Annotated in this window: 9 protein-coding genes; 8 read left to right on the top strand and 1 reads right to left on the bottom strand. The window is 71.1% G+C overall.

Translation table 11 applies throughout. The features are described from left to right. Positions 1 to 7 precede the first annotated feature (7 nt). Positions 8 to 1273 (bottom strand): DNA recombination protein RmuC, encoded by a 1266-nt coding sequence (locus ABT294_RS19935; RefSeq protein WP_350807799.1) that lies wholly within the window; start codon positions 1271 to 1273, stop codon positions 8 to 10. Between the two features lie 87 nt (positions 1274 to 1360). Here ABT294_RS19935 and ABT294_RS19930 point away from each other — a divergent pair, with 87 nt between their 5' ends. The 8 genes from ABT294_RS19930 to ABT294_RS19895 form a co-directional block, all read left to right on the top strand. Beyond that, the gene (locus tag ABT294_RS19930) at positions 1361 to 2077 is read left to right on the top strand and encodes a hypothetical protein (RefSeq protein ID WP_350807487.1); all 717 of its coding nucleotides are present in this window, start codon (positions 1361 to 1363) and stop codon (positions 2075 to 2077) included. Between the two features lie 11 nt (positions 2078 to 2088). Beyond that, complete coding sequence (ychF, locus tag ABT294_RS19925; RefSeq protein WP_350807486.1) at positions 2089 to 3165, top strand: redox-regulated ATPase YchF; 1077 nt, start codon at positions 2089 to 2091, stop codon at positions 3163 to 3165. 83 nt (positions 3166 to 3248) lie between these two features. Further along, positions 3249 to 3545: a hypothetical protein gene (locus ABT294_RS19920; protein ID WP_350807485.1), complete on the top strand. Its 297-nt coding sequence runs from the start codon at positions 3249 to 3251 to the stop codon at positions 3543 to 3545. Positions 3546 to 4145: 600 nt separating this feature from the next. Further along, complete coding sequence (locus ABT294_RS19915) at positions 4146 to 4925, top strand: conjugal transfer protein (RefSeq protein WP_350807484.1); 780 nt, start codon at positions 4146 to 4148, stop codon at positions 4923 to 4925. 57 nt (positions 4926 to 4982) lie between these two features. After that, positions 4983 to 5249: a hypothetical protein gene (locus tag ABT294_RS19910; RefSeq protein WP_502912089.1), complete on the top strand. Its 267-nt coding sequence runs from the start codon at positions 4983 to 4985 to the stop codon at positions 5247 to 5249. Between the two features lie 55 nt (positions 5250 to 5304). Then, positions 5305 to 8739, top strand: coding sequence for a TcpE family conjugal transfer membrane protein (locus ABT294_RS19905; RefSeq protein WP_350807482.1), 3435 nt, complete (start codon positions 5305 to 5307; stop codon positions 8737 to 8739). A gap of 47 nt (positions 8740 to 8786) precedes the next feature. After that, entirely contained in the window at positions 8787 to 11264 is a 2478-nt protein-coding gene (locus tag ABT294_RS19900; protein ID WP_350807481.1) for an ATP-binding protein, read from the top strand. Further along, a partial coding sequence (locus ABT294_RS19895) for a type IV secretion system protein (protein ID WP_350807480.1) occupies positions 11261 to 13028 on the top strand: 1768 nt, incomplete at its 3' end. The genes ABT294_RS19900 and ABT294_RS19895, both read left to right, overlap by 4 nt.

Raw genomic sequence — 13028 nt, 5'->3', positions numbered from 1 at the left:
GCCCCCCTTACTGCGCCCCGTTGGCCAACTTACCGTTCACCTGAGAAAGGAGAGACGGAGTTTCGAGCAGTTCGGGCGAGGCGAGCGGTCTGGGCAGGCCCTCCAGCATGCCGGGCGCGTCGAGGTCGCCGTCGACTACGCCCAGATCGTGCAGTTTGCGGGCACTGACCAGGACGCGGCTCTCGAGCGACCCCACCGTCTTGTTGTACGCCTCCACCGCCCGGGTCAGCGACTTGCCGAGGGAGTCGACGTTCCGTCCCAGCGAGGAGAGCCGCTCGTACAGCTCCTTGCCCAGCTCGAACACCGCCCGCGCGTTGTCGCTGAGCGCGGCCTGCTGCCAGGCGTAGTGCGCGGTGCGCAGCATCGTGATCAGCGTGGTGGGGGTGGCGATGTGGACGCGCCGCGTCATCGCGTACTCCAGCAGCCCCGGATCGCGCTCCAGCGCCGGCGCGAGGAACGCCTCCCCGGGGATGAACAGCACCACGAACTCGGGCGACGGGTTGAACCCCTGCCAGTACGCCTTGGCCGCCAGCCGGTCGATGTGCTCGCGCACGTGCCTGGCGTGCGCGTCGAGCCGCACCGTGACCAGCGACTCGTCGGACGCCTCCGCCGCCTCCAGGTAGGCCGCCAGCGACACCTTGGAGTCGACCACGATGTTCTTGCCGCCCGCCAGCCGCACCACCATGTCGGGACGCATCGCGCCCTCGGTCACCTGCTCGTCGAAGTCGCAGTACCGCTGCATCCCGGCGATCTCGGCGACTCTGCGCAGCTGGAGCTCGCCCCACCGCCCGCGTGCCTCCGGCCGTTGCAGGGCGCGCACCAGCGCGGTGGTCTGCGAACGCAGCTCCTGGTTGCTCTGCCGGACGAACTCCATCTGCTTGGCCAGCTCGGCGCGGGCCGCGCGCTGGCCGGACTCGGTGTCGCGGAGCTGCGTCTCCACCCGCGCCAGCGCCTCCCGCAGCGGCTCCACCAGGTGCTCGACGGCCTGCCTGCGCTGGTCGAGGTCGCCCGCCGCCTCCGCGCGGCTCGCCGCGAGCCTGGTCTCGGCCAGTTCCAGGAAGCGGATGTTGTTGACGTCAAGCGCCCGCGTGGACAGCGCCTGGAAGCGCTCGGCGAGCTGCTCCTCGACGTACACCAGCTTGTCGGCGGACGCCTTGGCCCGCGCTTCCGCCTCGGCGACCCGCACCGCCGCGCGGGTCCTGGCGAGCATGAAGCCGATGGCCAGCCCGGCGGCGAGCCCGATGAGAAGCGCGACGACGTCCACTCCATCGATGATGGCAGCAACCGTGCGTGCGGATCTTCCCGACACGCTTGCGCAATCCGCTTGTGCGTACCGCCGATCGTCACGCAGAGTATCGATATGGTGACGAAAATTCTGGCGCCCCTCGCCGCGGCGCTGGCCGTGGTGGGTGTCGTGGTCGCGCTGACGGCCACCTCCCGGAACTACGCGACGGCCCCGGCGCGGCCGCTGCTGTGGACGCCGGGCGCCTGCGTGAGCAGGTCGGACGCCAGGTACGACCTCACGCAGTGCAACGGCGGCCACGCCGAGGTGCTGACCATCACCGCGGACCCGCCGGGGCTCGGCGCCTGCCCCGACGACACCGACGACGTCCTGCGCCTCGACGGCGGCCGCGCGGCCTGCGTGCGTGACTTCGTCGAACCGCACGCGGGCGTGCCGGGCGCCGGCGGCGGCGTCCTCAGGCCGGGCGACTGCGTCGCCCTCGACGGCCGCGAGCGCCCGTGCTCGGCTCCCAGCTGGTACGGCCGGGCCGTAGCGGTCGTCCAGGACGCGGCGAGCTGCCCCAAGGGCACCCTCGACACCGTGGGAGCCCTGGGCGTGGTCTGCCTCGGCCGGGGCGGGCGGGTGCTCGCCGAGGGCATGTGTGTGGCGGAGCCGGCGCGGCACGTGGTGAACAGGTCGGCGATCTCCCGGGTGGGGTGCGGGTCGCGGGCGGCCTGGGCGCAGGTGACCGCCCTGGAGACCTCCGCCAGGAACTGCCCCGACAACTCCGAGCGGTACCTGGAGGCACGCGGCGCCTTCCGTCCCGTGACCTGCCTGCATCTCGTCAGCAAGTAAACTCGCTCGACGTGAGCCTCTCTATCGGCATCGTCGGCCTGCCCAACGTCGGCAAGTCCACGCTCTTCAACGCGCTGACCAAGACCGGCAACGCGCTCGCCGCGAACTACCCGTTCGCCACCATCGAGCCCAACGTGGGCATCGTGGGCGTGCCCGACGACCGCCTGCCGAAGCTGGCCGAGATCTTCAGCTCGGCCCGCGTGCTGCCCGCCAAGGTGGAGTTCGTCGACATCGCGGGCCTGGTCAAGGGCGCCTCCGAGGGGCAGGGCAGAGGCAACCAGTTCCTCGCCAACATCCGCGACACCGACGCGATCTGCCAGGTCATCCGGGTCTTCAGCGACCCCGACGTCACGCACGTCGACGGCGAGATCTCTCCCAAGCGCGACATCGAGACCATCAACACCGAGTTGATCATGGCCGACCTGCAGACGGTCGAGAAGGCCATCCCGCGCCTGCAGAAGGAGGCGCGGAACAACAAGGACAAGAAGGCCGCGCTGGAGGCGGCCGAGGAGGCGCTGAAGGTCCTGGAGACCGGCAAGACCATCTTCGAGAGCGGCCTCGACAGCGAGGGGCTGCGCGAGCTGCACCTGCTGACCGCCAAGCCGTTCCTGTACGTCTTCAACCTCGACGCCGACGAGCTGATCGACTCCTCGCTCAGGGAGCAGCTCTCCACGCTGGTCGCCCCCGCCGAGGCGGTCTTCCTCGACGCCAAGATCGAGTCCGAGCTGGTGGAGCTCGACGACGAGGAGGCGCTGGAGCTGCTGCAGTCGGTAGGCCAGGACGAGTCGGGCCTGTCGCAGCTGGCCAGGGTCGGCTTCGAGACGCTCGGCCTGCAGACGTACCTGACGGCGGGGCCCAAGGAGACCAGGGCCTGGACCATCCGCCGCGGCGCCACCGCGCCCGAGGCGGCCGGTGTGATCCACACCGACTTCCAGCGCGGCTTCATCAAGGCCGAGGTGGTCTCGTTCGACGATCTGGTCGAGGCGGGCTCGATCGCCAACGCCCGGGCCGCGGGCAAGGCGCGCATCGAGGGCAAGGACTACGTCATGCGCGACGGCGACGTCGTGGAGTTCCGTTTCAACGTTTGATCCCGGGATAGCTGAAGGCGTCAACCACTTGAGGGCCCCGCGCGTCGAATCGTCACGGCGTTCACGCTGACTCGGGAGACCTCATGATCCGTCGCATCATCGGGAGACGACGCCCCGCGCCCTCACTCGCGGGCATCAGCTTGGAGGAGGAGCTCGCCCTGCTGCGGGTGGAGCTCATGTACGGCCTGCGCGTCAACCGCGAGGCCTACCTGCGCAGGAAGGTCGACGAGCGGGAGGAGATCGCCGTCCGGATGCTCGACAGCGAGCCCACCGCCATGCTGGCTGAGCTGCGCGGATCGTTGGAGCGGTCGGTGCGTCCGACCGTGGTGGACCTCCAGAGCAAGCGGGCGTCTCCGCGCCAGGATCCCGAGCCCGCCTGAGGCCGTCATCGCGCGGACGGGCCGCATGCCACACGGCGTGCGGCTTGTCGCGTCTTATACCAAATGCGCAGGTCGCGACAGTCCCTACGCCATTTGGACAGGAATCTCTGGCCGCCAAGTTATGTGGCACAGTGCCGTTGGCCTGGGCACATACCTATTTCGTCGCCATGTGTTGGGGACGGGCGTGCCGGGGTGCCGGCTGCGGCCGGTTTGCCCCTACACGGCGATGCCTGCAGCATGGGCGTGGCTTTCCTGGAACAATGGCAAGACCGGATAGGGTGATTGCCTCACCGCGGTGATGGGGATCGGCAACGGACGACACCGCGCCAGGCCGGGGGGATTGGCGCGAGCGGAGGCGTGATGGCTCGTAGGTCAACCGTCCAGCACGGTCCTCGGATCGCTGGCGACCCCGAGCTTTCGGCGCGCCCTGACTTGGCCGACTTCGACGCGCCGCCTCCCAGCAGGCCGCGTCGCGGCGGCTGGTCGGGCGGCGGCGGGAGATGGCTCGTCTGGACGGGCCGCATCATTCTCTGGGCGCTTATCGTGGTTATCGTCGTGAATGGGGTTCGTGCCCCATTTGAGAGGTTTACCCAGGAAAGCGTGGCAGCTCCGAATGGCGCCGCGCGGCCGAACCAGGGATTCCCCGCCGACCGTGGCATGGCGTTCGCCGCCCAGTTCGCGGGTGTTTATCTGAATTTCAGCCCGGCCGACGCGCAGAGCAGGGCGAGCAAGCTCGCCGCCTTCGTGGCCGACGGCTCGCAGCCGCAGTACGGCTGGGACGGTTTCGGCAAGCTGGCCGCCGTCGCCATCCAGCCGTACGACATCGAGACCACCGACTCCCAGAACGCGATCGTCAGCGTGGCCTTCCAGTCGGGAGCCCGCAGGTTCCTGCTGTCGGTGCCCGTCTACTACTCAGGCGACGCAGCGGGCAAGCGATTCGTCGTCTCCGGGCGGCCCGCGATCCTGCCCGCCCCGACGCCCGCCGACCTGCCCCAGGTGGTCGGGCCGGAGGCCGACGAGGCGGCCGCCGCGGAGCTCAAGCCGCAACTCGAGGACTTCTTCAAGAAGTACGCCTCGGGCGACACGGCCGGGCTCGCGCGCTACCTCGACGAAGGGAGGAGCCTGCCCAACTTCGGCGGCGCCTTCACCTTCGTACGGCTTGAGAAGCTCGTGGTGCCCGTGGGGGGAGCCACGCGAGACGTCCAGGCGGTCGTGACGTGGCTCGTGCCGAGCGGCGCGACGCCGACCGCCGACCCGAACGCCAACGACCAGGGCAACGGAGACGGCCACCTGGAGCAGGCCTACCGGCTCACCGTCGAGAAGCAGGGCGACAAATGGTACGTCAACGACATCCGCGGCGCCGGTCGGGCCGTTGGATAGCCGCAACCGCGCTGCTGATCGGTACCCCGGGAGGACCAAGAAGTGATCTTGAAGACCATCGTGCTCGACCTCGTCGCGCTATCGCCGACACCAACCCCGACCGGCGTGAACACCGAGGGGCTCGCCAGCTTCCTGCGCGCGTTCTTCGCCCCGCTCTTCCTCGTCGTCGTCTCAGTCGTCGCGCTCTTCTTCCTGTTCACCCGCGAGATCACGAGGTTCGTCCAGTTCCTGATCCTGGCCGTGGCCATCGGCGTGATCTTCTACGTTCCCAACATCATCGAGGTGACGGCGAAGGCGATCGCGGGCGCTCTGGGCATCAAGTAGAGGGTTGAGGCCGCGTCTCAGCGGTCATGAACGAGCGGGTGGAAAGGAGGACCGCGTGGACCTGCCTACGTATACGAATATCTGGCGCATCGAGAAGCGGCTGTACAAGCTGTACGATCTACGGCTGCCGATGCCGCTCCCGATCGTCTGGATCGGCGTGTTCGTCGGCGTCCTTGCCCCGTGGTCCCTGTTGCTGTGGCTAGTCGGCATCGACTTCGTCGCGCCGTGGCACGTGCTCTACCTGGTGCCGCCCGGTATCGTCACGTGGCTGTCCACCCGTCCCGTGATCGAGAACAAGCGGCTGACCGAACTCCTGCAGTCGCAGGCGCGGTACGTCGGCGAGCCGCGCGTGTGGTGCCGGATGGCTCCGGCCGCCGAGCCCGAGGCGATCGCGTTCTCCGGGCGCGTCTGGCGCGCCATGCCCGCCAGGGATCGCGTCAAGGCGACCCGCAAGGCCCGCCACTCGCAGCGCAGGCGCGCGGCCGAGCGTCCCGCCGGTCCCCGCCAGGTCCGTCCCGCCGTCGCCGCGGCTGCCGCAGCCGCCGCCCAGGCCCCTCTCACCGAACCCGCGACCGCGGGCCGCACCGGCTGGGGCTCCATCACCCGCCGCGGCACCGCCCCCGCCCTCCTCCAGGAACTGGACGTACGCAACGACGCGGCGCCGTCCCACCTGTCTGACGGCCAGGGCTCCTCGCCCGCGCCGGCCCGCCGCCCCGACCCGGAGCGCGCCGCCGACCGTCCCGGGGAGACCGCTCGGGAGGCGGCACCGACGGCGGGCACCTCCAGCGAACCGGCTCGCACGCCGGAACGGCCGGCCGCGTGGGGAGCGGTCCCGATGCCGGGGCGCGCGGAGCAGCGTGGCGCTCGGGAAGCGGAGGAGTCTGGCGTCCAGGGCGGGGGGCTTGACGCGCCAACGCCGAGGGAGACGCAGGCCGGGGGGGACGCGCCTGCCGCGCAGAGCCGGAAACCCGCCGATCGGCCGGGTCCCGTGGTGGGGAAGCCGATCGACACGGAGGCCCTGCGGCGGCTGCGCAGGCTCGCGGCAAGTGCCGACGCGAAGCCTGCCACCCCCGCACTTCCTCCGTCCCCGCCTCCGACGATCTCCGCAGACAGCTCCACCTCCACGGACAGCGCCAACGCCGCAGACACCGCCGCAGACACGGCCGCAGACACCGCCGCGCCCGCAGACACCGTCGCGCCCGCGGAAGCCGCCACCGCAGCAGACGGCGCCGTCCCGTCCGCCTCCCCTTCAGCGGCGACCTCGCCTGCGGAAGGGCCCACGCAGAAGTCCGCGTCTGGGGCGGGTGAAGTGGCGGCGTCCGCGCCTGCGCAGAGTGAAGTGGCGGCGTCCGCGCAGAATGACGCGGCGGCGTCCGCGCCTTCTGCGGGTGAAGCGGTGGCATCCACGTCTGTCGGGGCCTCGTCGGCGACGAGCGCGGCGTCAGCGGAATCTCCCTCGACCGAACCCGCAGCCGAGTCTGCGCCTGCGGAAGACGAGCCTGTGCCGGGCGCCGCGTCTGTGGGGGGTGAGGCGGCGTCCGCGCCTTCTGAGGGTGAATCTGTGGAGGAGGCCGCGGCTGCGGAGAGCGGGTTCCTGGAGGAGCCTGCGCTCGCGGAAGGTGGGTCTGCGGAGGAGCCTGCGTCCGTCGTCGGTGAAGCGGCGCCTGCCGAGGGAGCTTCGCCCGCAGCGAGCGTGTCCGCAACGGGGGCTGATGAAGGCGTCCCTGAGCGGTCTGGTGACGGTGCCGCTGGGGGAACTCGGGAGGACGAGGCTGCGCGGATCCAGCACAGGAAGGGGCAGCCGCCCAGGCAGAACCGGTCGCTGGGGTCGCCGGACACGCCGCAGGTCTGGCCGTTGCTGCGTCCCGACTCGAAGCCGGTGACTCTGCGTCCGATCGGCGGGGGTGCGCGTGACACCGCAGCGCCCGCGCAGGCGGCCGGCCACGGCGAGCCGTCCTTGCCTGTGCCGTCGGGGCGTGACGGTGAGGGGGCGCCTGGTCAGGGGCGGCAGCGCGACCCTGAGGGCGCGTCCGTGCCGGGTGAGCGTGAGGGCGTGCGTGTTCCTGAGGCGCGTCGCGACAGTGACAGCGCGCCTGGGGCGCGTCGTGATGCGGTGCAGGCGTCTGAGGCGGCTGGTAGCGAGGCGCGCGATGCCCGCGAGACCGATGGTCGCGCGGAACGCGATGGCGGCGAGTCCAGCGGTGGCGGCCGGCGCGGTGCTCGCGAGGCCGATGGTGGCGCGGAGCCTGGTGTCGGTGTGGCCGGTGGGCGTGACGGTCGGGGTGCTCGTGGGGCCGGTGGGCACGAGGAGCGCGAGGTCCGTGAGGTGGCTCGGCGGGAGGACGCCGAGGTGCCGGCTGGGCGGCGGGCCGAGGCGCCGCCGCTGCCGCGAGTGGGCGGGGACATCGCTGCATCTGCGCGCGATGAGGACGCTGCCTCCGACCGTGGTGAGGCGCGCCGTGAAGGGGACGACAGGCGCGGGCGGGCCGGGGACGCGGTGGTTCCGGGGCCGCGGTTCGGTGAGCGTGAGGGGCGGGTGCGGCGGGTCGAGTCCGTCGTCGGACGCGACTCCGGTGGCTGGCGGCGGATCGCGCAGGTGGTCGTCGGCGGCGGCGGGGTGCGGACCGACGGGTCGGAGATCGACGAGGCCAGGGCGCGGGGCGTGTTCAGCGGGAGCCGGAGGGTCGTGGTGCTCGGGTGCACCGGCGGCGCCGGGCAGAGCACCACGGCGTTGATGCTGGGCCACACGTTCGCCAGGTACCGCGACGACCGGGTGGTCGCGGTCGATGCGAGCACCGGCGGCAACACGCTGACCAGCAGGGTCCGGACGGAGACGCCGGAGACGCTCGCCTCGCTGCTGTCGGGGCTGGACCGGGTCAGCGGCTACCTGACGATGCGGGGCTACACGACCCGGACGGCGTCGGGCCTGGAGGTGATCGGGGCCGACACGGACGCGGAGGCCGAGCGGCGGCTGACCGACAGGACCCTCCTGTCCGACCACCGGCTGGGCCAGGCCATGCACCTGCTCGACCGGCACTACAAGCTGGCCGTCATCGACCCGGCCGCGGCGCTGGCTGCCCGGGTGCTGCCGTACGCGGACCAGCTCGTGCTGGTGGTTCCCGCGAGCGAGGAGGCGCCGGAGGCGGTGGCGATGACGTACGAGTGGCTCGACGGGCACGGCTGCGCGGACCTGCGCAGGCGTGCGGTGATGGTGGTCAACGGCGTGAGCAGGCGTTCGATGGCCGATGTCGAGCAGGCGGAGGCGGTGGCCAGGGGCAGGTGCCGGGCCATCGTCAGGGTGCCCTGGGAGGACGACCTGGCGCCGGGCGGCGCGGACGTCGTCGATCCCGGGCAGTTGCGAGCGGCCGGTCGGCGGGCGTATCTCGCGCTCGCCGGGGTCGTGGTCGCGGGCTTTGCGGCACAGACGATCCGTCCGAGCGAAGAGGAGTTGGCGAGTGACCCCCCGGGCACGAGAATCGGTGAGCGATAAGTGAACGAGCGAGCAGGTCTGGCCGGTTCATGCGCCGAGGGGGCGGCATGAGCAGGGCGTCCCGAGCGCATCAGCGCCTGGCGGTCCGTTACTTCGACGATCGCATCCTGCTCACCGAAACCTGCGCATGGGCGTACTTCCGCCTGCCGACGGTCAGCTACGAGTTCGTCACGCCGGACGAGCGCGAGGCGCTGGCCACGAACATCACGATCGCGCTGGCCGCGATCAGGATGCCCGACGCCGAGGTGCACCTGAGGGTGGCGCACCGCACCTACCCGGCGGCCGAGTGGGCGATGGCGCTGAACGCCACCTCCGACGAGGGCCCCGGCTGGCGCGACTACCTGGAGGAGATGTACCGCCACGTCTGGGCGAAGGACTTCTGGTCGAAGGAGGTCTACCTGGGGGTGCGGCTGGGGCTGCGAGGCAGGCAGATCGGGGCCGGGATGTTCTCGCAGCTCTTCGGCTTCTACCAGAAGACGGAGAAGGCGCTCGGCCTGGAGGACGACCACGTCCCCGAGGGCGAGATCTCCAAGTGGACCGAACAGGCCGAACGGCTCGGCAGAGCACTGGCGTCGAGCGCCTTGTACGCACGTCACGCCACCTCGGTCGAGGTGGCGTGGCTGTTCCAGCACTCGGCGGCGGGCGCGCTCGGCGATCCGCCGCCGTCGGCGAGCCCGAAGCGCCGCTGGGGCAAGGGCGAGATCGAGTCGCTGGTCGAGGGCGAGATCCACAACGGCAGGTCGCTGCTGCGGATCGTGCAGCCGCAGGGCGACTCGTACGTGGCCAACCTGTCGTTCGCCCGCTTCCCCGACCTCATGCCGTTCCCCGACGGCGAGCCGTGGATGCACTTCGCCGACCAGTTGCCGTTCCCGGTGGAGATCTCGTCCAGGATGCGGCTGATCCCGCCGGTGAAGGCGTCCAAGGACGTCGCCCGCAAGCTCGCGCACGCGCGTGACATGGACATCCACATCCGTGAGGCGGGGGCGGAGGCGCCGCTCGCGCTGGCGGAGCAGATCGACGCCGCCCGGATGCTGGAGCACGGCATCACCAAGGAGCGGCTGCCGTTCGTGTACGGGTGGCACCGGCTGATCGTGTCGGCGCCCACCGAGGAGATCTGCGTGCAGCGGGTCGAGGCGGTGGTCGAGCACTACCGCGACATGGGCATCGACGTGGTCAACTCCACCGGTGACCAGTTCTCGCTGTTCTGCGAGGCGCTGCCGGGCGAGAAGGTCAGGGTCAACGCGTACGCCCAGCGCCAGCCGCTGCGGACCATCGCGGGCGGCATGGCCACCGCCACCGTCGATCTCGGTGACAGGCTCGACGACGGCAGCGACGGCTGGCTCGGCCCGTACATCGGCGAGACCGTCGGCAGGGCGCGCAGCATCGTCCACTTCGACCCGTTGGTGGCGGCGACCCGCAACCGGCCGACCGCCATCGCGATCACCGGCGAGCCGGGCGGCGGCAAGACGACGCTGGCGCTGCTGATGATCTACCAGATGTCGCTGCGCGGGGTCACGGTCGCGGTGATCGACCCGAAGGGCGACGCCGAGTCGCTGGTGCAGCTGCTGCAGAAGCGCGAGCGGAAGGCGCGGATCATCCCGCTCGGCTCGGCCGCGCCGGGCCTGCTCGACCCGTTCTCGTTCGGCGACGACATCGCGGCCAAGAAGACGATGGCGACCGAGACGCTGCGGCTGCTGCTGCCCCGCATGTCGGAGGAGCGCGAGTCGGCGATGATCCAGGCGGTGGCGGCGGTCTCCAACGCGCCCGACCCGTCGCTGGGCAAGGTGGTCGACTTCCTGGAGAAGTCGGAGGACGCCGCGTCCAAGAACCTGGGCGCGGTGCTGCGTTCCATGTCGGAGATGCATCTGGCCAGGCTCTGCTTCGACCCGTCCGGCGGCGAGCAGATCGACAGCGAGGGCTGGACCACCGTGTTCACGCTGGGCGGGCTGACGCTGCCCGACGTGGCCACCGGCCGCGACGACTACTCCTACGAGCAGCGGCTGTCGGTGGCCCTGCTCTACCTGGTGTCGCAGTTCGCCCGGCGGCTGATGAACGGGCTCGACCGCCGCGCGCCCAAGGCGATCTTCCTGGACGAGGCGTGGGCGATCACGTCCACGCCGGAGGGCGCCAAGCTGGTGCCCGAGGTGAGCCGGATGGGCCGCTCCCGTAACACCGCGCTCGTGCTGGTCTCGCAGAACGCCGGAGACCTGCTGAACGAGCAGGTGACCAACTGCCTGTCGTCGGTGTTCGCGTTCAGGTCGACGGAGCGGGTCGAGGTCGAGCACGTGATGTCCCTGCTCGGGGTGGAGCCGTCGGAAGAGCACAAGGCCGCGCTGCGGGCGCTCGGCAACGGCGAATGCATTTTCCGCGATCTGGATGGCAGGGCCGGACGCATCGGAGTAGACCTGATCTCTGATGAGCTGCTTCGGTGGCTCGACACGAACCCGACACACGACAAACCCGACGACAGCGGGCATGATGATCTTCAGGGGGGCGTGCGCAGGGCGCAGGAGGTGCGGTCATGAAGATCCGGCTACCCAGGCGACTGGCTCTGGTCCTGGCGTTGCTGGCAGGCGTCCTCGTGGTGCCGATCGTGGTGGGTGGCCTGTCGTCGCCCGTCGCCGCGGCCCCGTGCGACCTGTCGGGCCCGCTCTACCCGGAGGTGATCGGCGGCGGCACCGACGGCATGATCCAGCCGCCGGCCCCCGAGGGCGGGGCGCCCGCGCCGACCACCAACTACGCCCAGTTCGGCATGGCCGGCCAGTTCTGGCAGACCCATGACCTGGGCTGCTCCGACTACGTCGCGGTGCTGGGCAACCTGTGGTCCAACGGGATCTTCAGGTTCGCCAAGGCGGTCGACCGGCTGACCATCACCACGTACCAGGCCGCCGCCACGGAGGGCCCGCTCGCGTCGATCAAGGACGTGGTCGACGACATCGTGACGAACCTGTCGAACGCGATGTACTGGCCGTTCCTCCGCCCGATCGTGATCCTCGCCGCCATCTGGCTGGCCTGGTACGGCCTGATCCGCAAGCGGGCCACCACGACCCTCGAAGGCGTCGTCTGGATGGTCCTCGCGGTCACGGTCGCCACCTGGTTCTTCAGCAGGCCCGGCGACTTCACCGGGCTCGGCAAGATCGTCACCGACAAGACCGGCGAGGTGGTCAACTCGGCCTTCGCCGGGCTGCCCGGCGCGGGCGGCGCGTCCTGCCTGCCCGCCTCCGGGCAGGCCAGCCCGCAGGTCAAGGCGGGCGGCTACGCCCAGGCCGGCACCCCGGGCGTCGACCAGAACGCCGACGCGCTCTGGTCCACGCTGGTCTGCAAGCCGTGGCTGATGGGCATGTTCGGCACCGCCGACCCCAACCAGCCGATCGTCCGCGACTTCGGCCGGACCATGCTGGAGATCCAGTCCATCCCCGCGGCCACGGCGGGCCAGCCCACGCCGGACGTCGGCGCCCGGCAGGCGAAGTACACGGAGATCGCGGAGAAGCTCAAGAACGATCCGCGCTACACCATCTTCTCCGGACGCGACTGGGGCAGCAGGCTGGGCGTGTCCATCAGCGCGCTCATCGCCGCCCTGGTCGCCGGGCTGCTCATCTTCCTGGTGGCGGTCTCGCTGCTGGTGCTGAAGGTGGGCTTCCTGTTGCTGCTGATCCTCGGGCCGGTGTTCCTGCTGATCGGCGTCCATCCGGGCAGCGGGCGGATCATCGCCATGCGCTGGGTGGAGATGCTGGTCGGCACGCTGCTCAGGCAGGCTGTGCTCGCGCTCGTGCTCGGCGTCCTCGTGTACGGGTACGCGCTGATCATCTCGACGGCCATGCCGTGGGGGCTGCAGATCCTGTTCATGGCGTTGCTGACGATCGCGGTGTTCTTCTACCGGCGGCCGTTCCAGCATCTGTTCGCGTCCATGAACGGGCACACGCTCGCCACCCGCATGCTGGGCGAGGCGGCCAGCTCGCCGGTGCTCGAACGGACGGGCACCGGTGTGCAGAGCATCACCCGCTGGGGCGTGCGCAAGGCCAGGCCGATCGTGACGGCGGCCATGAGCGGGAATCCGGCGGCCGTGGTGGCCGCCAGCGCGGCGCAGGGCAGAGGGCGCGGCGAGGAGGGCGAGGGCGCGGCGACACCGTCGGGCACCAGGGTGCCGGCCACGGCCGCGCCGCTCAACACCGACCAGCAGGGCGGCAAGGCCGCCGGACGGGCCGTGCCCGCGCCTCGCCAGGGGGCGGCGCCGCCGCTGAACCTGGGCGGCACGCCCACCCGCGCACGCGGCTCCGGCGGGAACGGCG

The organism is Nonomuraea sp. NPDC000554 (assembly GCF_040300065.1).
Taxonomy (GTDB): Bacteria; Actinomycetota; Actinomycetes; order Streptosporangiales; family Streptosporangiaceae; genus Nonomuraea.
The sequence above is the reverse complement of the archived record's forward strand: the minus strand, read 5'-3'. Positions and strand labels throughout refer to the sequence as shown.